Annotated in this window: 19 protein-coding genes, 7 tRNA genes and 1 pseudogene; 10 read left to right on the forward strand and 17 right to left on the reverse strand. The window is 36.6% G+C overall.

Going from position 1 to position 22,572, the window contains the following annotated elements:
- The first annotated feature begins 117 nt into the window (after window positions 1-117).
- Window positions 118-243 carry a hypothetical protein gene (locus tag DES48_RS16425; RefSeq protein ID WP_281269247.1) on the forward strand — a complete coding sequence of 42 codons (126 nt, stop codon included), beginning with the start codon at window positions 118-120 and terminating at the stop codon, window positions 241-243.
- A 33-nt stretch (window positions 244-276) separates the two neighbouring features.
- A pseudogene (locus DES48_RS12450) lies at window positions 277-1,441 on the forward strand (IS3 family transposase).
- Between the two features lie 6 nt (window positions 1,442-1,447).
- On the opposite strand, the gene DES48_RS12455 reads toward DES48_RS12450, so the two are convergent.
- The 4 genes from DES48_RS12455 to glmS all read right to left on the reverse strand — a co-directional run bounded on the left by DES48_RS12455 (window position 1,448) and on the right by glmS (window position 8,309).
- Window positions 1,448-1,765, reverse strand: coding sequence for an NUDIX domain-containing protein (locus tag DES48_RS12455; protein WP_113869658.1), 318 nt, complete (start codon window positions 1,763-1,765; stop codon window positions 1,448-1,450).
- A gap of 22 nt (window positions 1,766-1,787) precedes the next feature.
- Window positions 1,788-2,270 (reverse strand): NUDIX hydrolase, encoded by a 483-nt coding sequence (locus DES48_RS12460; RefSeq protein WP_113869660.1) that lies wholly within the window; start codon window positions 2,268-2,270, stop codon window positions 1,788-1,790.
- Between the two features lie 216 nt (window positions 2,271-2,486).
- A complete protein-coding gene (ileS, locus tag DES48_RS12465) occupies window positions 2,487-5,567 on the reverse strand; it encodes an isoleucine--tRNA ligase (protein WP_113869662.1) in 3,081 nt (1,026 codons plus the stop codon).
- Window positions 5,568-6,506: 939 nt separating this feature from the next.
- Window positions 6,507-8,309 carry a glutamine--fructose-6-phosphate transaminase (isomerizing) gene (glmS, locus tag DES48_RS12470; RefSeq protein WP_113869664.1) on the reverse strand — a complete coding sequence of 601 codons (1,803 nt, stop codon included), beginning with the start codon at window positions 8,307-8,309 and terminating at the stop codon, window positions 6,507-6,509.
- A 550-nt stretch (window positions 8,310-8,859) separates the two neighbouring features.
- Here glmS and DES48_RS12475 point away from each other — a divergent pair.
- The 4 genes from DES48_RS12475 (at window position 8,860) to DES48_RS12490 (ending at window position 13,234) form a co-directional block, all read left to right on the forward strand.
- Window positions 8,860-9,726, forward strand: a complete 867-nt coding sequence (locus DES48_RS12475) for an SDR family oxidoreductase (protein ID WP_113869666.1) — start codon at window positions 8,860-8,862, stop codon at window positions 9,724-9,726.
- A gap of 187 nt (window positions 9,727-9,913) precedes the next feature.
- Window positions 9,914-10,855, forward strand: coding sequence for an AAA family ATPase (locus DES48_RS12480; protein WP_113869668.1), 942 nt, complete (start codon window positions 9,914-9,916; stop codon window positions 10,853-10,855).
- 2 nt (window positions 10,856-10,857) lie between these two features.
- Window positions 10,858-12,063 (forward strand): DUF58 domain-containing protein, encoded by a 1,206-nt coding sequence (locus tag DES48_RS12485; RefSeq protein WP_113869670.1) that lies wholly within the window; start codon window positions 10,858-10,860, stop codon window positions 12,061-12,063.
- Window positions 12,056-13,234, forward strand: a complete 1,179-nt coding sequence (locus DES48_RS12490) for a hypothetical protein (RefSeq protein ID WP_113869672.1) — start codon at window positions 12,056-12,058, stop codon at window positions 13,232-13,234. Before DES48_RS12485 ends, DES48_RS12490 begins: the two co-directional genes overlap by 8 nt.
- Window positions 13,235-13,294: 60 nt before the next feature.
- Here the strand turns inward: DES48_RS12490 and DES48_RS12495 are convergent, their stop codons facing one another.
- The 13 genes from DES48_RS12495 to DES48_RS12555 form a co-directional block, all read right to left on the reverse strand.
- Entirely contained in the window at window positions 13,295-14,419 is a 1,125-nt protein-coding gene (locus tag DES48_RS12495; RefSeq protein WP_113869674.1) for a glycerol dehydrogenase, read from the reverse strand.
- Between the two features lie 143 nt (window positions 14,420-14,562).
- Complete coding sequence (glmM, locus tag DES48_RS12500; protein ID WP_113869676.1) at window positions 14,563-15,912, reverse strand: phosphoglucosamine mutase; 1,350 nt, start codon at window positions 15,910-15,912, stop codon at window positions 14,563-14,565.
- An 85-nt stretch (window positions 15,913-15,997) separates the two neighbouring features.
- The gene (locus DES48_RS12505) at window positions 15,998-17,233 is read right to left on the reverse strand and encodes a CdaR family protein (RefSeq protein WP_113869678.1); all 1,236 of its coding nucleotides are present in this window, start codon (window positions 17,231-17,233) and stop codon (window positions 15,998-16,000) included.
- Window positions 17,226-18,050, reverse strand: coding sequence for a diadenylate cyclase CdaA (gene cdaA / locus DES48_RS12510; protein WP_079707978.1), 825 nt, complete (start codon window positions 18,048-18,050; stop codon window positions 17,226-17,228). Before cdaA ends, DES48_RS12505 begins: the two co-directional genes overlap by 8 nt.
- Window positions 18,051-18,351: 301 nt before the next feature.
- Entirely contained in the window at window positions 18,352-18,963 is a 612-nt protein-coding gene (locus DES48_RS12515; RefSeq protein WP_113869680.1) for a zf-HC2 domain-containing protein, read from the reverse strand.
- 15 nt (window positions 18,964-18,978) lie between these two features.
- Window positions 18,979-19,542, reverse strand: coding sequence for an RNA polymerase sigma factor SigW (gene sigW, locus DES48_RS12520; RefSeq protein WP_113869682.1), 564 nt, complete (start codon window positions 19,540-19,542; stop codon window positions 18,979-18,981).
- Window positions 19,543-19,797: 255 nt separating this feature from the next.
- Window positions 19,798-19,873, reverse strand: a tRNA-Ala gene (locus tag DES48_RS12525).
- A gap of 22 nt (window positions 19,874-19,895) precedes the next feature.
- Window positions 19,896-19,971 (reverse strand) — tRNA-Lys (locus tag DES48_RS12530).
- Between the two features lie 15 nt (window positions 19,972-19,986).
- Window positions 19,987-20,061: transfer RNA gene (locus tag DES48_RS12535), tRNA-Gln, on the reverse strand.
- Window positions 20,062-20,132: 71 nt separating this feature from the next.
- Window positions 20,133-20,218, reverse strand: a tRNA-Tyr gene (locus DES48_RS12540).
- Window positions 20,219-20,227: 9 nt separating this feature from the next.
- Window positions 20,228-20,303, reverse strand: a tRNA-Thr gene (locus DES48_RS12545).
- Between the two features lie 3 nt (window positions 20,304-20,306).
- A tRNA-Val gene (locus tag DES48_RS12550) sits at window positions 20,307-20,382 on the reverse strand.
- A gap of 3 nt (window positions 20,383-20,385) precedes the next feature.
- Window positions 20,386-20,460: transfer RNA gene (locus DES48_RS12555), tRNA-Glu, on the reverse strand.
- 457 nt (window positions 20,461-20,917) lie between these two features.
- On the opposite strand from DES48_RS12555, the gene DES48_RS12560 reads away from it, so the two are divergent.
- From DES48_RS12560 to DES48_RS12575, 4 genes are all read left to right on the forward strand, one after another.
- Entirely contained in the window at window positions 20,918-21,274 is a 357-nt protein-coding gene (locus tag DES48_RS12560; RefSeq protein ID WP_113869684.1) for a hypothetical protein, read from the forward strand.
- Between the two features lies 1 nt (window position 21,275).
- Window positions 21,276-21,641 (forward strand): hypothetical protein, encoded by a 366-nt coding sequence (locus DES48_RS12565; RefSeq protein ID WP_113869686.1) that lies wholly within the window; start codon window positions 21,276-21,278, stop codon window positions 21,639-21,641.
- A gap of 87 nt (window positions 21,642-21,728) precedes the next feature.
- Entirely contained in the window at window positions 21,729-22,250 is a 522-nt protein-coding gene (locus DES48_RS12570) for a hypothetical protein (protein ID WP_113869688.1), read from the forward strand.
- Window positions 22,247-22,480 (forward strand): hypothetical protein, encoded by a 234-nt coding sequence (locus DES48_RS12575; RefSeq protein ID WP_113869690.1) that lies wholly within the window; start codon window positions 22,247-22,249, stop codon window positions 22,478-22,480. The genes DES48_RS12570 and DES48_RS12575 overlap by 4 nt, the downstream gene beginning before the upstream one ends.
- Window positions 22,481-22,572 lie beyond the last annotated feature (92 nt).

Consider the following 22,572-nt stretch of genomic DNA (forward strand, 5'->3'; position numbering starts at 1 on the left):
TCTTTATTGTACCCAGCATTCTTTTCACCATCAAACTATATGACTTCGTGATTGCTCGAGTAGATATATTTTGTGATAATGATAAATATATGTCTTACATAGAATGGAGTGGCATTTATGTCAAAAGACAAACAGAAACTATCCTATCCAAAGATCTTTACCATCGTTTCCTTATTTATACTTGCACTAATTGATGTTAGTCTAAAAATTGGACACGGTAAATTGGGAGGAATTAAAGTATAAGAAAACAAACAATTTTACGGGAGTGTCCAAAAAATGAGAAAAACATATGATAAAGAATTCAAATTACAAGCAGTCCGCATGGTAAAGGAGGACGGCAAGAGAATCGCGGAAGTTGCACGGGAATTAGATTTAGCTGAACAAACCCTTCATAACTGGGTGAAGAAATACAATCAAGGAAAAGAAACGGCTTTTGTTGGTAGTGGAAACATACAGCCTGAACAGAAGGCGGAACGTGAGCTGCAAAAACGGGTCCGTGATCTGGAAGAGGAAAATGCCATCTTAAAAAAGGCTATGGGCATCTTCGCCAAAGACCAGAAGTAATTTATTCCTTCATTTATAAGCACCGACATGAATTTCGTGTAGCGAAGATGTGTGAAGTATTAGGTGTGCCAAAAGCGGTTATTATGATTGGCTTAACCGGCCAAAAAGTGAACAGAAAAAGAGTCGAGAGCGCCTCACCGCGCGCATTAAACGAATTTATTTAGAATCTAGAAAAATCTATGGAAGTCCTAAAATCACGAAAATACTAAACGCACAAGGTATTAGTGTATCTCAGAAGACAGTGACACGGATTATGAGAGAAAACAACATTCGATCCAAAACAGTAAAAAAATATAAAGCAACAACGAATTCCAAGCATCACTTGCCTATTTATCCAAATTTATTAAATCAACACTTTAAAGTAGATAAACCAGGTCAGGTTTGGGTCGGTGACATCACGTATATCTGGACAAGTGAAGGCTGGTTGTATTTAGCTTCTATTATGGATCTCTATTCACGTAGGATTATTGGTTGGGCAATGGGAAAACGGATGACCAAGGAACTTGTCATAACAGCTATGAAGCGAGCGATGGTTACACAACCTCCAACAAAAGGTTTGATTCATCATTCCGACCGAGGTAGCCAGTATGCCTCTAAAGCTTATCAAGACCTATTGCGTGAAAATGGAATACTGACAAGTATGAGTAGAAAAGGAAACTGTTACGATAAAGCTTGTATAGAATCCTTTCATGGTATCATCAAAAGAGAATTAATTTTTCATGAAAATTATAAAACTAGACATCAAGCAAAAAGCAGTATTTTCGAGTATATTGTCAGCTTTTATAATTACAAGCGTATTCATTCAACCAATCAATACATGTCACCTATTCACTATGAAAAGAACTATTATAAGGACTTAACCCATACAGCTGTGTAGAAGATATTATCCTCTCTGTTCGCTGTGTCTATTTTCTTGACATAATATCAGATGTTCATTCTTAGTAGACTGGAAATAACACATTGCATTGCCTATAAAGGAGCCGATAGCTACTTGGTATCCTGTTTCTTCTAACATTTCTCTTTTTAAGCATTCTTTATCACTTTCGTTGTTTTCAATTCCCCCACCTGGCAAAAAGTGATTTCCGTTAAGGGTTTGTACAGCTAATACTTTATCTTTAGAATCATTAAAAATGATAGCGTAAGCACCTTTTCTAACTGAATAATCAACATTTTTCTTTTTGTTTCCAAATATCTCACCCATTTATCACACCTACTTTACTTTTTTATTTTTTAACTTCCCACTGCTTATAACATACTGCATCTATCCCAAGTTTTTTAGATTCAATCCATTCAAACGCTTTAAGTACTAACGGGGAGGCGTTATCTTGTGATACATCTTGCTTCGTTACCCAAACAGCTCCAAGTGAATCTTGCCCTTCAAACTGCTCAGGAACGCTTATTTCCCCTCCTATTTTGTTTACTAAGTAATACACTGCAATATGGTGAACATCAGTAGACTCTTTCCACTTCCAAGGAAGCATAAAATCAATAACAGCTAAATTTTTAATGATTTCAATTCCAGTTTCCTCCTTGAATTCCCTTTGCATTGCTAAGGATAAGCTCTCCCCTTCCTCCAAGCTACCACCAGGAAGATCATAGCGGTTTTTATACGGGCCACCGTTTTTGTTTATTACCAAGAGCTTGTTATCTTCTACGTAGATTCCATACACACCAAAAGCTCGGTGATATTTCTTAGCTTTATTCATTTAGATCCCCTTTCAAATTTTTTTTCAGTGCTTGAAATCGATTATAAGGCAAATAAAAAATATTAATAGACTTATATTTTGAAAGATTGTATAATGACAATTAACGTATGTAAAAAACACCTTGCCTATTTTTAAGCAAGGTGTTTTTATCTTGATGGGAATGAAAAAGTTTTATTTGGAAAACAGTCAAAGAATATAATTATCTATGAGTATTTCCTACGATTTAATGAATAATTTAACTTCGTTCCCTTCTACTTTGAAACTTCTCATGCCTGGTTTACTTTCAAAATGAACTGCATTAATTATTAGATTTTTTTGCACTAATTCATCAAATTTAATCAATACTTTTTGAAGCTGTAAATCAGTCTGAACAAAAAGATCTACTCGTAGTTCAACTGGAAGATTTAATTCCTTCCGATATGTCTGAACAGCCCGAACAAATTCCCTTACTAATCCTTCTTCTTTTAATTCTTGCGTCAAATTAGTATCTAATAGAGCTATGAATTTACTCCCTTCCAGCAATTCAAAACCATTTTTCCCCTTTTTCTCAATAAGTATGTCATCCGAATTAAGAGTGATAGTTTCCCCTGAATTTAATAATAACTGTATTTCTCTATTTTCAAGAAATTTTTCCTTCTCGTTATCGTCTAACTCATCAACTTTATTTTTAACTTCGCCTACTGATTTGCCTAACTTTGGTCCAACTACTGAGAAATTTAATTTGAAATCTACCTGTAACAAATCTTGATAATCATTCTTAAACATTACTTCTTTTATATTCATTTCATCTTTTATGATAGATACATACTTTTGCAACTGAGATAGAGTGGTTTCCTCTGTCGGGACTACAACCAATTGAGCTAATGGTTGTTTGGTTTTTATTGCAACTGTATTTCTAAGGGATCTTGTTAGCTCTATTATTTGTAATACAGCATCCATATCCTTTTCTAATTGTTTATCAATATGCGTTTCATCTGGTTGAGGGTAATCAGATACATGAACACTATTATTTACTAAGTTTGAGTATATATCTTCTGAAACAAAAGGTGTATAAGGAGCCATTAGTTGTGTGAGCTTCTTTAAGACCTCAAATAAGGTGCTAAATGCCGATCTTTTATCATCAGTCATACCACTACTCCAAAATCGTTGTCTGGAACGTCTTACATACCAATTACTAAGTTCATCAACAAACGTTGCAATGGATCTTGCCCCTTTTGTTATATCATAATCATCTAAACTTTGGACAACTTCCCTAATAACAGTATTTAATCTTGAAAGAACCCATTTATCGAGAGTTGTTCGAGTTCCACCCATGTCACTATCTGGATTAAATTGATCAATTTCTGCATACATGGAGTAAAAAGAATAAACGTTTAAAAGTGTATCAATCACTTTAGACTTAGCATGACTAACAGTCTTTTTGGAAAAGCGTTTATTATTCCATGGTGAACTGTCAGCTAACAACGCCCATCTTAAAGAATCAGCACCAAACTCATTAATTAGCTCAGTAGGGTTCAAGGCATTACCCTTACTTTTTGACATCTTTTGTCCATTTTCATCTAAAATATGTCCTAAAGAAAGGACACGTTTATAAGGTGATTGTCCTGTAAACAGAGTAGAAACCGCCAATAAGCTGTAGAACCATCCTCTTGTTTGGTCAACACCCTCAATGACCACCTCAGCAGGAAATTGCTTTTTAAACATATCTTTATTTTCAAATGGATAATGATATTGAGCAAATGGCATGGAGCCACTATCAAACCATACATCAATAACTTCGCTTGTTCTAACCATTGTACCGCCACAAGAGCAAGTTAGATGTACTTTATCTACGTATGGTTTATGCAACTCTATATCTTCTGGCAATTCTTCTATAGAAAGCTCTCTTAATTCTTTAACAGAATGCGGGGCTTTTTCTTTACTGCAATCTTGACAAATCCAAACGTTTAGCGGAGTTCCCCAATATCTGTTTCTTCCAATATTCCAGTCCACCATGTTATCCAAAAAGTTTCCAAACCTTCCATCCTTCATGTGAGAAGGAAACCACTCGACCCCTTGGTTATTTGATTGCATGTTTTCCTTAACTGCTGTTGTCTTAATAAACCAACCCTCCATGGCATAGTAAAGAAGAGGGCTGTCACATCTCCAACAATGGGGATAACTATGTTCATACTTTTGCTTATCGAATAAAAGGTTTTGCTTCGATAGCATTTTGATAATTTCTACGTCGCTTTTCTTTACAAATTGTCCTGCAAGTGGGGCTACATATTCCTTATAACGGCCTTTGGAATCAACAACATTTACATAATCAAATTGATTATCCTGAATTGCCTTGTAATCATCTTCTCCATGGGCAGGTGCTATATGCACAATACCAGTTCCACTTGTATCAGTAACAAAATCTGCACCGAGAACTTTATGTCCATTGGTTACTGCGACATAATTAAAAGGCGGTTCGTAAGAGAGACCAATTAAATCTTTTCCTTTCATAACTTCCAAAATCTCATAATCCTCCTTCATAACAGTGGAAGCCAGAGACTCTGCAAGAACAAATATTTCTGATACTTGTCTAACTCGTACATAATTCATATTAGGGTTTACGGCAACAGCAACATTACCTGGTAATGTCCATGGTGTCGTTGTCCAACCTAAAAGATATTCATTTGAAGTTCCCTTTAATCGAAATTTGGCTGTAACGGATAAATCAGTAACATCTTTATATCCTTGTGCCACTTCGTGAGAACTAAGTGAAGTCTCGCAGTGTGGACAATACGGAACAACCCTGTGTCCTTTATATAAATAACCCTTCTCATGTATAGTGGATAGGATATTCCAGACAGACTCAATATACTCGTTGTTTAAGGTTACATAAGGATCCTCCATATCTACCCAATAACCAAGAGCCTCAGTAAATTGTTTCCATTCATTTTCATAGGCAAAGACACTTTCTTTACATTTCTGAATAAAATTTTCTATTCCGTACTCCTCAATTTGATCCTTACCACGAATATTCAATTGTTTTTCAACTTCTAATTCCACAGGTAAGCCATGTGTATCCCAACCCGCTTTTCTTAAAACCTGATACCCAGACATTGTTTTGTACCTCGCTACAAAGTCCTTGATTGTTCTCCCAAGGGCATGACCCGCATGTGGCAATCCATTTGCAGTTGGAGGCCCTTCATAAAAAACATAGGTCTCCCTTCCTTCTCGGTTAGATATAGAACGTTCGAACGTTCCATCCTTTTCCCATTTTTCACGAACCCTTAATTCCCTTTCTACACTGGACTCCTTCAACATTATCACCTCATTATAATTAAAAAAACTCGACCCCACATACGTAGAATCGAGTTTATATATAAATATATAATCTTCCTTTAACAAAATAAAAAAACCATAGTAGTGGTTTTTATCAGTTCATTACACTACGTACTATCATACGTGTCCTGGATATCGGTAGAATGCCGTCAAAGTTTAAAAGCCCTTTCAACTTTGCTTCTCGGAGAGGATTTTCATTATGGTCTTAACATTGACTTCCAGCAAATCGTCAACTCTCTGTAGATAAGATAAGATAAACATAACTACTCTTTCTCGTCATCAAATTATTTATTAAATTATATAAATGATAACTAACAGTGATTTAAAAGTCAACTTACAATTTTACATTAATCAGCAATCCTTTCCTATTTACCCTATCCCTTATCTTCTACTATATGCCTTTGAAACTTAGTTTTACAAAACCCCTCCGCCCCCGCAACACCTTATCCCACTTGTCCTCACGCCCTTTCCCATCCCTAAATCCTCGCCTTTTATTTTAACTCGATTTTACAAAGAAAAGCATCTTTTCTTGTCGAAATGAATTGAAAGTTAATCGGGAAAGAATCGAAAAATGGAACTCGGTTTTTACAGATTAGATTGGATAATTAAGAGAATAGATAGAAGAATCATAACGCTTTTTTCTTACTCTCTACCTCATATTTTTCCACGCACTAACGTTTTTTCTTTTACCTCCAACCCTTGCCATGCTTAGTTTCTCAGTCTTTTCTTCAAGCAAAAAAGAACCGAGAAGCTGTACAAATAGTACGTTCCCGATTCTTCTTGAAGTATTATCTAAAGCCAATATATAAATGGGTGTCGCTGCCCCTGCTTTGTAAAACTTACTTACATCTTGTAAGAAGAGTTACATTTTTGAAAGGGAGAGTTACGTGGAGATAATTATCTCCCTGTTACTGAAACATTTTATTCCACTGTGACGCTTTTTGCCAAGTTACGCGGTTTATCCACATCACAATCACGATGTAGTGCTGCATAATAAGCAAGAAGTTGCATTGGAACCACACTGACTAAGGGTGTGAGTAATTCATGCACATGCGGTAATACAAATGCATCTGAAGCTTGATCTAAACCTTCAATACTTACTACGCATGTTTTTGCTCCACGAGCGGCAACTTCTTGCACATTTCCGCGAATCGAGTAATTGACGTTTTCTTGGGTGGAGATTGCAATAACAGGAGTTCCCTCTTCAATCAATGCAATGGTTCCATGTTTTAATTCTCCACCTGCAAATCCTTCCGCTTGAATATAAGAAATCTCTTTCAATTTTAAAGAAGCCTCTTGAACAACGAAGTAATCTGCTCCTCTACCAATAAAGAATGCATTGCGTGTATTCGCAAATAAATCTTTCGCAATTTGTTCAAATACATCTTTCTGATCGGTTAAGGATTCCATTACACTAGACACAATCCCTAGTTCTTGTAATGGATCAAAGTCTAACGTCATACCTTTTGCTTTAGCAGTATCTACTGCTAGTATAGTTAATACTGCAATTTGGGCAGTGTAAGCTTTGGTTGAAGCCACTGCTATTTCCGGACCTGCATATAAATGTAACGTATGGTCCGCTTCACGAGAAAGGGTGGATCCTGGAACATTGGTAACTGTAATGGATCTATGACCAAGTTCTTTGATACGGACTAATACGGAGCGACTATCTGCTGTTTCGCCGCTTTGTGAAATAAAAATGAATAATGGTTTTTCTGAAAGAAGTGGCATATTATATGAAAATTCACTGGCTATATGCACTTCAACAGGGACATTTGCTAGCTTTTCAATAATTTGCTTCCCTACTAAACCCGCATTATAACTAGTTCCTGCTGCAATAATATAAACACGATCGGTATCTAGCATTGCTGCACGAATAGATGGATCAAGTTTTATATTATCATTTTCATCTTGGTATTCTTGAATGATTTTACGCATAACGAAAGGTTGCTCGTCAATTTCTTTAAGCATAAAGTGAGCATAAGTACCTTTTTCGATATCTGTAGCATCAATTTCAGCAATGTATGGTTCACGCTCTACCGCTACACCATCAAGCTTCTGAATCTCCACATAGTCACGATTTACAATAACAATTTCTTTATCATGTATTTCAAGATAACGATCGGTTTCTTTTAATGTAGCCATTGCATCACTTGCCACAAGATTAAAGCCTTCTCCTAATCCAACTAATAGTGGGCTTTTATTTTTTGCTACATAAATCGTTTCTTGGTCTTGTTGATCAATCAATGCAAGCGCATAAGACCCTTTTAGTAAAGCAACAGTTCGACGAAAAGCTTCTGCTACATCTTGGGTCTTGTTATACATAACTTCCATTAATTGCACGACTACTTCTGTATCCGTTTCACTCGCTAAATGAATACCTTGCAAATATTCGTCACGTAATTCATAGTAGTTTTCAATTACTCCGTTGTGAACAAGTGTGAAACGACCAGACACGCTTTGGTGCGGGTGAGCATTTTCTTCGCTTGGCTCACCATGTGTCGCCCAGCGGGTATGACCGATTCCCATTGTTGACTCAACGGTGTTGTCTACTTTATCACGTAACACAGCAATACGACCTTTTACTTTAAACATATCCAAGCCATTGTCGCTAAGTACTGCAATCCCAGCTGAATCATAACCTCGATATTCTAATTTTTCTAAACCATTCAATAAAATTTCTTTCGTATCATTCTGTCCAATATAACCAACAATTCCACACATTTCATTTTCCTCCTAATATAGAAAGAGGCAAATAAAACGAAACCTTTTTTAATACGGGGCGTTTATTTGCCCCTTTCTCATGATGTTTTATTGCATCATCTGCTTTCATTCTTTGTGCAATGAGTTGCCTCACTGTTTTGGAATAAAAAGCTTATCGGTTGATGATGTGTGCAACCGGGAGGTATCCGCCGATTTTCTTCGATAAACCTCCTCCTCGTCAACTACTTTTCACCGCTCGAAAAATAGTCCAGGCGCTTTTGTTACGTGCTTATGCTATGCTCCTTTCCAATCTTGAATACATTCTTTTCAAATAAAAAAGAACTGTTTCTATTTTACCCGAGAATGGCTTTACTAGCAATATCTAGTTTTGAATTAGAAGCAGTTTTTTAAAGTGACTATATAATCTCGGTACTATACTTTATGTTATAACGAATATTTTGTGAAATATTAGAACGCAGTCGTATCTTTTTGTTCGTGTCAAGCTGAACGTTTATTTTTTTCATAAGCGGTTATCAAGTATATAAGTGAATTATTATTTAGGAGGCTAATCATGGAACCAAATGAAATGCAAAGGGGAGCAACACCTAGACAAAAACAGGATAGGCAACCTGGTTTTGAATATGAGATGAATCCTGTCCCACATCAACCATTGGATTATCAAGGTTCAGGAAAATTAAAAGGAAAAGTAGCGCTAATTACTGGAGGCGACAGTGGTATTGGGCGAGCAGTATCCATTCTATACGCCAAAGAAGGCGCAAATGTCGCCATTTCCTATCTAGATGAACATAGCGATGCAGAAGCGACTAAAAAACTAGTCGAAGAAGCTGGGGCTGAATGTTTACTTTTACCTGGAGATATCAAAGAAGCGCAACACTGCGTATCGTTAGTAGAAACGACCGTGAAACATTTTGGTAAATTAAACATTTTAGTCAATAACGCCGCAGTACAATACGTGAGAGATGATTTATTAGATATAACTGATGAACAATTTGAAGAAGTCTTTCAAACAAATTTTTTCTCTCAATTTTACTTAACCAAAGCAGCTGTAAAACATATGCAGGCCGGCGATTCGATTATTAGTACATCTTCCATTAATGCCTACAAAGGAAATGGCGTGCTTATTGATTACACAGCAACAAAAGGAGCAATTACCGCTTTTGTTCGTAGTATCGCACAAAATCTTGCTAAAAAAGGCATACGAGCAAATTCAGTCGCTCCAGGACCTGTTTGGACACCACTAATCCCATCTAGTTTTGATGAAGCAGGGGTAGAAAAGTTTGGGCAGGATGGGCTGTTGGGAAGGCCCGGTCAACCTTCTGAGCACGCTTGGCCATATGTGATGTTAGCATCTGATGAAGCAACATACATGACAGGACAAGCAATCCATATCAACGGTGGATCTTGGACGTCCTCTTAACACGATAGCACTTTATTGAAAGATTAATTTCGATAAAGTGCTATTATTTTTGTTTTCTAATACGAATAACATAAGTTTTCAAATTATTCCGTCCCTTTAATTGACAATTTTAGCAAGCAGGGGTAGCATGAAATAAATATATTAAATGGCTACTATTGTTGATAGTAGCAATGGAGGGGGATCAATAATGCAACACGCTGTATCTAAAGCTATTGATGCCATCAGTAACGTCATTATCGGACAAGAAAATGTAATTGAAAAACTATTCATCGCCATTTTAGTCGATGGGCATGTCCTACTTGAAAGTGTGCCTGGATCTGGAAAAACCAAATTAGCAAAAAGTTTTGCTAAAATCATTAATGGTTCGTTTAATCGTATTCAATTTACACCAGATGTTCTCCCAAGTGATGTCACTGGCATCCGTTTTTTTAACCCAAAGACACAGGATTTTGAGATGCGTACCGGACCAGTTGTGACTACGATCTTATTAGCAGATGAGATTAACCGTGCAACACCAAAAACACAATCAAGTTTATTGGAAGCAATGGGAGAAGGTCAGGCTACTATTGACGGGATTACTGTTCCTATTCCAGATCCTTTTATGGTGCTTGCAACCCAAAACCCAATCGAAAATGGACAAGGAACGTTCCCGTTACCACAAGCACAGCTCGATCGATTTCTATTTAAGATAAATCTCTCTTATCCATCCATAGAAGAAGAAAAGGAAATATTGCGAACGAATCGTAGTGAGGATCCGCTTCAATCACTAACTCCAATGCTGTCTTTGCAAGATCTACAAGAAGTCAAAGCAGATATCCAATTGGTAACTATGTCTGAGGCTGTGACTGATTATCTTTTACGAATTGTTCAAGCCACTCGTGAACACCCGGACATTATGCATGGTGTCAGTACTAGAGGTGCACTATCTTTGATGAAAGCTAGCCAAGCTCATGCATGGTTACGCGGGCGAAGTTTTGTTCAACCAGAAGATGTAAAGGCATTGGCACCTTTTGTGCTTTCTCATCGCATTGTTTTAGAAATGACGGCTACTTTTAAATCAGGAAATATGGAAGTTATCCAAGCGATTTTGCATACGATAGATGTACCTGTAGAGATAGAGGGCTCCTAAGGATGGAACTAAAAAAGCAAAAGAGTAAACAAATGCACCAACGCTATGATGTATTAATTGCCATCGGAATGCTCAGTGCAGCAATTAGTATCTTGTTACATAAACCGATCTTGTTTGCCGGAATTGGCTTACTTGTTACCTACATTGTGCTTGTGCTACTTTATGAAAAATATTATGGCAATTACCTTTATTTAGAAATAGAGAAAGATAAACTTTTTCTGTTCCCTGAAGATGACGATATAATTGCCATTACATTCTATAACAAAGGAAAGTTCACGTTAAAGAACGGTTATTTTTTCTTCACGATTGATGAAGAGGTCCAAGTTGAAGATGGAAAATATCAGCTAGATGAAAGAGGCCTTACCCATAAAGTGCCGCTCACATTACCTGCTAATAGCAAAATCACCTTACATCTATCGATTAAAGGAAATAAACGTGGTATTACGCAATTAGCTAATATGCGCTACGTATTTTTTAATCCATTTAGTTTTACAACAATTACATTACAAGCACAAGGCTATTGGACGCAAGAAATTGTTGTTTTTCCTAGTCAAACGCCTATTACGAGAATGGATCGGTTGTTTACCAATCAAACTGGTAATATCGCACTACCATTTGCATTGATGCATGATGAAATGGATATTGCAGGGACAAGAGAATATCATTTTTCTGATACCATGCAACATATTCACTGGAAAACAAGTGCAAAGAAACAACGATTACACACAAAAATATTTGAGCATAACACGGATATGCGTTGGACGGTTCTAGTTAATGCTAGTACATCTTCAAAACTAAATAACCTATATTTAAGTAAACAGATAGATACTTACCTTTCCATCATTTCGTCTATTTCTATGCAAGCAATCCGTCAAGATATACAAATTGGTGTATGGTTTAATTTAGGTAAACCCGTTCAGTTAAAAACAAATCACGGAACTGGTCAGCATCATCTTAAAAGATTGCTACACATTTTTGCTAGTATTGATCATTCGTATTCCATTGTTCAAATGAACACCCTATTACACCAAATTAATCAACAAATAGATGAGCACCATGTCATCCTGTATATTGGCGAGCTTAACCAAATTGTAAGGCACTATCTGAGCACATGGGAAGTAAGAAACAAAAAAGAAATATATGTACTATCAAACGAAGATAACCACTTTGTTTTACGTAACCACGCTGAGGTGAGTAGTAATGAATAATGGGGTTTTCATTAAACGCATCCAATGGATAAATGAACTGATTCTTTTTTATTTAGCCTTAAATCCACTTGTCTATCTATTCGAGCACACACACTTACTTCGGGGTTACTTGTTACTTCTTCTAATTAGTATCGTTTGTTTTCCGTCGGCAAGAAAGACAAGCACGACCTATTTCCCAATTGTAATTATAGCTGCTATGATTCTACTAATTGCTCAATTTGGCTTGAATTACTCCATCATTACCAGCTTAGTCATTGCAGCCTTTTTTAGTTGGCGCTTTCTTGTTTACGAAATAAAACAAGAATTAACGGACCACTATAAGCTATTAATTACTAGTATGATGGTGCTACTCATTTCACTTTTTGTTTACTCGTCAACCGCAACTTTACTTATGGGCATTGTACAATTTATTATTCTTATCGCCACGCCGATTTTACTTAGCTATAACAAATCAATAAAGCATCGTTTGCAAACAGTCATGCTATTTTTGATTTCACTTATGGCTGGTGTTACCGGCATGGTTTACCTTGTCTATCCATCATTACAATTCATCTTTCAAAAGACGATGCAGTTACTAGTTAACGTTGGCTTTTTAAGTTTATCTACATTAGATCGTGTACTAAACATAAGTAGTTTACAAAAACAGGACCAGGGACAAGCACCTCAAATTGCGTTTGAATCGCCAAAACTGTTGCCTAATCAGACAATACCTAATGAAGCTACTGGAGAGGAACAAACAAATTGGGAATTTGTTATCTACGCGATCCTTATTTCTATCATTGTTGCAATTCTAGTCTTTTTGCTATTCAAATGGTCTAAACGTAAAATAAGCGTTACTACAAACAACGCTTATCAAGCAGACGTCCATGTACAGCAACTAGACACTCACGATCACTCTATGTCCATTATTACAAATAGGCGTGATAAACCTTCCAATATAGTTCGACGATTGTTTTATTCATTTGAACAATACTGTCATCAACATGGGGTTGGGCGCGGTCGTGGTGAAACGGTTGAAGAGTGGTTTACTCGTATAAACCTGCCTATTGAAGACATATCGCTATATTTTCACATTCGGTATAATCATCATGTGAATACGCCTCATGAAGTGCAAGACTTTCGAGAGAACTTAGCACAACTAAGAAAAGAAATAAAGCAACATGAAAAGTGAATATTTTTTTAAATGTAATAGAAAAGCTGGGACTGGTATTACTCCCAGCTTACACCTTATTTATTCTTCATAGCCTATTGCTACTTTGTATGCTTGTGCATACTGGTCAGCAGCTTTAATCGCATCTACGACTTGGTCAGCGGTTATTCTGCCAGGCAAATTATGAATGGACTCGCCTTCTTGCACAGCCAACTCAGCAACCTTCATCAAGTCTTCATCAGAGACATTTTTTAGTTTAATGTCTTCAAGCGTAACTGGTAACCCTAATGCAAGGTAAAAGTCAATATATCGGTTGATCTCATCTAACTTATGATCTTTATGATCTCCCAATGCTAATTGTGTTAACGTACCAAACGCGACTTTTTCTCCATGCGTTAAGGTATGGATATCCCCATGTAAAGCAGTAAATCCATTATGGATGGCATGTGCACCTGCTAGTCCACCACTTTCAAATCCAATTCCACTAAGTAAGGTATTTGCTTCTACCACCGCTTCCAATGCAGGCGTGACAATCTTACGTTTATTGGATTCATAAGCAAGGATACCGTAATCAAATAAAACTTCTTCCGCCTTTTCTGCAATAGCTTGTGCTGCGATGGTGGCATTACCACCTGCCATATTAGTACCGTGACCTTTAATAGAAGCACGTACTTCAACCCAAGTCGCCATTGCATCTGCAATACCCGAAACTAAGAAACGAGGAGGCGCTTGTGCAATTACCTGTGTATCCACCAAGACAAGTTCTGGATTTTTGTTATAGAATTTATACTTATCAAATGTACCTTTCTCTGTATAAATAACACTTAAACCACTCGTTGGTGCATCTGTTGAAGCAGTTGTCGGCATAATAACTACATTCTTATCCAATTCATCCGCTACTGCTTTTGCTGTATCTAGGGTTTTACCACCACCGAGACCAATAACAACATTACTATCACTACCTGCCGCAACAATACGATTGATTTCTTCTGTTGATGCTTCACCATTAAACATAATTTTCTTGGATTGTATGTCTGATGCCTGTAGATTCTCTAACACAGCATTCCCCACTAAATCCCAAACAAAATCATCTGCTATAACAAGGGCGTGATTTCCAATTTTCTTAACGTATTCTCCTGTCTTTGCAAGAATCCCTTTTCCTTCTACATAACGACTTGGACTAATAAATACTTTCTCCACTCTCATTACTCCTTTTCATTTTTATTATTAGTTTAATTTCCTTTTTTGTGTACCCTTTCACATTTTTTCTAACCTTCAAGATGTGAATGCTAAATAGAAAAACAAAAAAAGATAGCCCGTCTCCATTTAGACGAAACTATCTTTTTTCACTATTCTTTCATCCCTAATAATCCATCGATCACTTTCACTACTTCATCTGCTGCTTCGTGACATATTTCAATGGTTGGTGCTTCAACCATGACACGCACAAGCGGTTCTGTTCCTGAAGGTCGTACAAGTACACGACCATCATCGCCCATTTGCTCTTCTACTTTAGCAATCACTTCTTGAATACGTGGATGGACAAGTGCCTGTTGCTTATCGATTACTTTAACATTTTTTAAGACCTGAGGAAAAATTTCCATTTCTCCAGCTAATTCAGATAATTTTTTACCGGTTTCACGCATAACGTTCACTAATTGCAGTGCTGTTAACATGCCATCACCTGTTGTAATGTAATCAAGGAAAATAATGTGGCCAGATTGCTCTCCACCAAGATTATAACCACCACGTCTCATTTCTTCCATTACATAGCGGTCACCCACAGCTGTCTTATCACTTTTCATGCCTTCCGCTTCTAATGCTTTGTAGAAACCAATATTACTCATGACGGTTGATACAACGGTTGAATGATGTAACAGTCCACGACTGTTTAAATATTTGGCACATATATACATGATTTGATCGCCATCGACAATGTTCCCTGCTTCATCCACTGCAATTAAGCGATCGCCATCTCCATCAAAAGCTAAGCCGATATCTGCTTCTTTATCTAACACAAAGGCCTGTAGTGTTTCAGGATGTGTAGACCCTACCCCATCATTAATATTCAAACCATCAGGGGAAGATCCAATCGTTGAGATATCCGCTTCTAAATCAGCAAACAAATGTGTTGCTAAGGTTGATGTGGAACCATTTGCACAATCTAGCGCAATATGTAACCCTTCAAAGTCACTATCCACTGATTGCTTCAGATATTGAATATACTTTTGCCCACCTTCAAAATAGTCATTAATTTGGCCTAGATCGGCTCCTACTGGTCGCGGTAAGTCATCCGTATCACCATCAATCAGCGCCTCGATTTCTTGTTCTTGTGCATCGGTTAACTTAAAACCATCCGGGCCGAAGAATTTGATGCCATTATCTTCTACCGGATTATGGGAAGCGGAGATCATAACACCAGCTTCTGCACTCATCGCTTTTGTCAAGTAAGCAACTCCAGGTGTAGATATTACACCCAAACGCATAACTTCAGCTCCAATAGATAATAAACCTGCAGTTAATGCATTTTCTAACATACTTCCTGATATTCTAGTATCGTGCCCAATTAAAATCTTTGCCTTTGTGGTTTCTTTCGTTAGTACATATCCACCAAATCGGCCTAGCTTAAAGGCTAGCTCAGGGGTCAATTCTTTATTCGCTATTCCTCGCACCCCATCTGTGCCGAAATATTTACCCATAATGTACCTCTCCTTTATTTCTAATTAAAACGTCTTGGTATTTTTAATAGGATTGTCTTACATTGTTAGTTTCATACAATAATAGTTATTCAACGTTAATTGTTGCATTTTCACTTGCTAGCGATACATCTAGTTCATCAGGTGCGCTTACTTCGATAGGAATCTGGTGTTCACCTGGAGTCAGATTAGAAGCATCTACAGTTAACGTGAAATCAGATGCTTCTACATCTGCAAGAACGGACTCGTAACCAGTTACTGTTATATCCATTGTGCTATTTTCTGGTTCAACAAACGATGCCGTGTATCCCTCGCCCAGGTTATCCACTTCAATATCCACACCTTTAAATGTTTGTTCTACTTCTTTATTCACATCCACTTGAACGTTGATAGTTTTAGGCTTTAGTAAACGAACATTATCTGGCGGATTAAGCTCAATTTCGACAGATGTATCTTCTGTTATTTCTGATACATCAATAGCTTCCGTAGTAATCTCCGTAATATCTTGTAAGTTTGTTTTTGAAGCATATACTTGCACTTCTTCTGTTTCAGGAGTTAATGATACAATCTGAATGCCCTCCTGTGGCTCTCCAGTTGTCTCTACGGAAATAGGAACACTTTTATTCGGGTTGTCTACATTAACCGTTACATCAACCGTCTCAGGATCGACTTTTGCACTTAATTCATTTCCTTCACTATCATAGACACGAACGTGCACATCATTAATTGTTACAGATTCTTGGATACCCTCTACATCAACAACTGCTTTCACCACAGCAATGCTATCAATTACACTTTTTGAACTTGTGATACTAACCGTTGAAGGATCAATTGTTGCGTCTTGTAATTCATATCCTGGCTCCAACAAGTCTTCATTTGTGTAGTCTGGTGTAACTGTAAAATCAGTTGTTGCCTTCTCTTCAATAGTCACTTGAATTTCTGCTGGATCTACCTCGGCGTTAATACGGTCAGAAATGCCTTCGTATTCTATTGGGACTGTATGTGTTCCTGGTTCTAAGCCTTCCAAATCAACAATCAAATCAAAATTTCGTTGTGCAGCAGTTGACTGTACGACACTCACAGTCCCTTTCAAAGTCACTGTAGCAGTATCTGGCACACCACTGACGACATAATCATCACTCATATTAACATTTATCGGGACATCATCCACTATTTGTGTTTCTTGTGAACTACTAAATAAATCAAGCCTTAAAGCATCTCCACTAGTATCACGATTGTCAAAGGTAATTATGGTAAATATCAGTAATGCTAAAATTAATGAAATAACCCGGATTACCCACGGTTTATTTAGCCAATCATTCATTATTCTTCCCCCTCCATGACCAGTTTTTTGTTACAGGGGATTTAATAAAATAACTTTCTAAATCATTACGCAACATTTCAGATAATTTGTCTTGGTCCAAATCCCGATGCAGTTCACCATTTTTGGTATAGGATATTTGACCAGTTTCCTCTGACACTACAATGGTTAGAGCATCTGTCGCCTCACTGATTCCCATTGCTGCACGGTGACGCGTACCTAACTCTTTCGATATAAATGGACTTTCGGATAGAGGTAGATAGCATGCAGCAGCTACAATTTCAGCTTCTTTAATGATTACCGCACCATCATGTAATGGTGTATTAGGAATAAAGATATTGGTAAGCAATTGGTTAGTCAACTGACCATGAATCGGAATACCCGTTGAGATAAAATCACCCATATTCGTGTCACGTTCAATGGTGATAAGCGCACCAATACGACGCTTACCCATGTAATTACATGATTTAATAATTGCATCGATCACTTGATTTAAAATCTCTTCCTCAGAGTTTTTATTTCGAGTAAAAAAGCTGCCCCGCCCAATCTGTTCTAAGGCCCGACGTAACTCTGGTTGAAATAATATAATAATTGCTAGTGGTCCCCAAACAATTACCTGCTCGATAATTACTTGCACAGTTTCTAATTTCAAAAAATAACTTATCAAGTAAAATCCTAATACGACAAAAATACCTTTTAGCAGTTGAATGGCTTTGGTACCACGTATTAACATGATTAACTTATATAAAACATACCAGATAAGGGCGATATCTACACCAATTCGTAAAATATTAAAAATATCTACTCCCTCATCAAGCATGATTACACATCCTTCTCCTCATTGATTTCCGTCCCATCTGTAATTAAAATAACGTTATTTTAGCGTATACGCGAACTGTTAAACATTCATATTGTCACTTATTCTTATTATAACAAAAATTTTAATAAATGCAGAATAAACAAGTTTTATTTTTAAACAAATGCAGTAAGTACTAATATCAACAAAAAGTCTACCTAATCTTAACATATCACTTGTTTCTTATTTCCACTCAACATCTTCTCAATCACGTCAAAAAAATAAACAGAGAAAATCATCATTTACTCTGCTTATTTTTGGTTTTTCAATTCGCTAGATCAAATATATTTTTTCCGGCTTTTTTAACATGATACCACATCCACTCGAATACTTGATCAATTTGATCAATTTCACCATTGACATTACCAGCTGATGCCATTAAGTGTTCACCATTTATAAGTGTCACATCACCATTAATAGATCCATCAATCTGTAAATCACCATTTTTAATCACAAGGTCCCCGTCAATTGTTACACCTTCTGGGACAATGACAGTATCGCCTTTAATGACTACATCTTTATCTCCAGATACAGATATCTGTCCATCTTGATCCCAAATAGAAACAATACTTCCAAACATTAAAACAAAAAATATAGCCACAGCAGTTAACATAGGATGTGATTTAAACCAACGCATATAACCCCATTTACGTTGTCCTTTTGGTAAGCTTGCCATAACATTATTTGTAAAACCAGAAGAGGGCTGAGCAATATTTGTGCTCTTTATCAACGCATCCGTACGAGCCAATTCATGAAAATACTTCTGACAATCATTACAATTTTGCAAATGGAGTTTTAACTGTTTTTCTTCTTGACTTGTTAAATCACCATCTAAGTATTTATGCATTAGATGAACGACTTCTTTTTTGCAATTCATTGTCTTTCCACCCCTTTACACATGACGAAGCTTTTTTCGAAGTGCTTCTCTTCCTCTATGAATCCTAGTCTTTACTGTTCCAAGTGGAATGTCTAAAATTTCACTGATCTCCGCTAACGACATTTCTTCAACAAAGCGTAGGGCAATAACACTTCGATATTTAGTAGGTAGGCTCATAATTTGCTGTTGAATATAAGTTTGTAGCTCAAAACTTTCCACTTCTTCTTCAGGTAGGGGTTGTTCTTTAGCTAACTGAGAATACATATCCAAACCTTCTGTACCCTTTATTTCCGCATCTAAAAAATAATCTGGTTTTTTCTTTCTAATGCGATCAATCGTAACGTTGGTTGCAATACGAAATAACCATGTAGAGAATTTTCGTTTTTCATCATAAGAATGGATATTGACATAAGCACGTATAAACGTTTCTTGTGCTAAATCTTCGGCTTCATGCCTATTCCCTATTAATCTAAAACAGATTTGATATACCTTATCCTGATAAAAAGTAACTATATCCTCAAATGCGGCTTGTTCGCCTTTTTTTACTTGTTTTATTTTCTTTTTAATCATCAAGTCCATATTATCCACTACCTCCGCTACTATTGCGGTCAATTCATATACGAATATACCGATTCAAAGGTTTCATATTTATTATAAAGAAATTCATTTATCTAGCAATAGGGATGAATAGTGATCATTTACTAAAAAAGTCAATTAAAGACTAGTATATCAATATTTTTCATGTTTAATTTTTTTTACATTAATTCTAAAATGAACACAAAAAAAGGGATTGAACATTAACTATAACGTTCAATCCCTTTGAGACATTATGTATGGTGGAGCCTAGCGGGATCGAACCGCTGACCTCCTGCGTGCAAAGCAGGCGCTCTCCCAGCTGAGCTAAGGCCCCAAACACAATAAGTAAATTTTAATGGTGAGCCATGCAGGATTCGAACCTGCGACCCTCTGATTAAAAGTCAGATGCTCTACCAACTGAGCTAATGGCTCTCAATGATATTGAAATGGCTGGGCTAGCTGGATTCGAACCAGCGCATGACGGTACCAAAAACCGTTGCCTTACCGCTTGGCTATAGCCCAATAAAATAACAATGAATAAAATAACAGTGATTTAATACACTGTCTACCTTACAAGTTTATTTTATCAAGAATGGTGGAGGGAGTAGGACTCGAACCTACGAACCCGATGGGAGCGGATTTACAGTCCGCCGCGTTTGGCCAACTTCGCTATCCCTCCATATAAAACTGGTGCCGGCCAGAGGACTTGAACCCCCAACCTACTGATTACAAGTCAGTTGCTCTACCAATTGAGCTAGGCCGGCGTATGGTGGAGGATGCAGGGCTCGAACCTGCGACCCCCTGCTTGTAAGGCAGGTGCTCTCCCAGCTGAGCTAATCCTCCAAATGGTGACCCGTACGGGATTCGAACCCGTGTTACCGCCGTGAAAGGGCGGTGTCTTAACCGCTTGACCAACGGGCCAAAAAATCAACAAAGAGCTTCCAGCCGGATTTGAACCGGCGACCCCTTCCTTACCATGGAGACGTCGTAGAAGCGAACAAAAATAATAATACTACATGGAAAACCATTTTGCAACTACTTTTTTATATTTTTTTATATTAAATAACATTACGTAACAATATGTTCGTCGGCAGGATGTCGGCAGGATTAAAATATGGAACATAAAACCAAACATATATTAATAGGAAGAAACTCGTCACACTTAATTATTGATCACAAAAAAGATCCGGTGTCCACGCCAGATCTTTTTTTAGGTATAGCTTGTATGAAATTACCTATAGTATAGCACGCGTTTAGTATTTGGAAATGTTTTGTAGTTATTTTTCATAAATTAGACAAAAAACTTTTTGTATACTCTTGACTATATATACTTTAGAGTATATAATAGAATTAACAAATCAAAGGGAGGAAATAAAAAATGAAAAAATCAGTTATCATGTCAAACGCTTGGAAAATTGCTCGCAAAGGTCAAAATCAATTTGGTGGTAAAGTTACAGATTATTTATCAGAAGCACTAAAACAAGCTTGGGAAATCGCTAGAAACTTTCAACCGAAACAATTTGATAGCAACAAAAAACTGTCTGGCATGATGACTGGAAAGCAAGATTGGTTCATCACTAAACTAATGAAAGAACTAGATCAACAAGGTATCGATGTTATAGATAAAGTACCTGGCGTTATCGAATATTTAAATCAAGGTACTTACGGAACATCAAAACAAGAAGCTTCTGAATTAATTAACGAACTACTAAATATGAAAAAGGCGGTAGCTTAATATGATTTTAGCGAATGAAAAATTAGTTTTTAATCAAAGAATGAATGAAGAACAATATGATGAATGGTTAGACATACAATATGATTTAACTGAAATGGTAGAACAAATGGAAGATGATGATTTTGAGATATACATTGGACAAAGTCGCGAAAGCGAATCAACGTATTTTAAAGTGGTTGATGAAGAAACAGGAGAAGATTTTGAGATAACCGTTAGAAATCATACCAATAAACACTTTAGTGGTAGTACGAAAAAAGAATTGTATCGTGAAATCATTTTATCTAAACAAAAAGATGAAAAAGAACTACAATCTATAGTTAAACGAACCATTGAAGAAGCAAAACAAAAATTAATAGCAATTAGATAAAAAGAGCACTTACATAAGTGCTCTTCCCTCAATCAATTCGGCAAAAAATTGATTACGTCCATTATAATAAAAATTGGAGGAATTACAATGATTAAATTAGAAATTATACAATACCAATTAGAAAATACAGGCATGAGCACATACGCATTCCAAAAATATTCACGCTTAAATTACGCGTCGGTTAATCGTGTTATCAATGGCATATCACCATTAGATGGCGTTAAAATATCGACATATGAAGCTTTTATGAAACTTTTTACAGAAACGGAACAAAATTTAGCGCAAAAATCTAATTGGGGTGTCGATCAATACAAAGCGATGTATTTAGAGACATTAAAACTAGCGTTACAAAGTGATGATGTGAAAATTTATCGGAGTGGTGGCGTTACTACTAATCAAAAAGGTGAGCCTATGTCGTTACCTGCTCACATCGAAGTCAGTTGGGATTATTTAGACCAAAAAACCATTGCTAAGCACACTAGAGAAAAAGGTTTAAGCTACTATTTAAACGATATTAATATTTTTGATAAAGAACTGTATCAAAACATGGACAATTGTGGCCAACGTGATAAGCGAGAACTAGTTAAAGATTGGATTGATAAACAATGAAGTTTTCATACGATTATGATCGACTGTTGAATGAACTATATAGTGATTTAGAAGAAGGTTTAATAGATAAAACTGACACAATAAAAATTGTACGTGGAGATAAATATTCAAACGAATATTATCCGATTATTGATTACTATTACGATGATGAGGAACCAGAAGAACATTATGTATACTTAACTGTAGAACGTGTTATTGCTGAAATGGAACAATATAATACTATTTTATAGCCCCCACTAAGTGAGGGCTTTTTTATTACAAATTACCTTTGTTCAATCGACGTTGTAGTTCTTTAACAACAAGTGATGGTCTGCTTAACTTT

The sequence above is a fragment of the Paraliobacillus ryukyuensis genome (genome assembly GCF_003315295.1).
In the GTDB taxonomy this organism is placed as follows: domain Bacteria; phylum Bacillota; class Bacilli; order Bacillales; family Amphibacillaceae; genus Paraliobacillus; species Paraliobacillus ryukyuensis.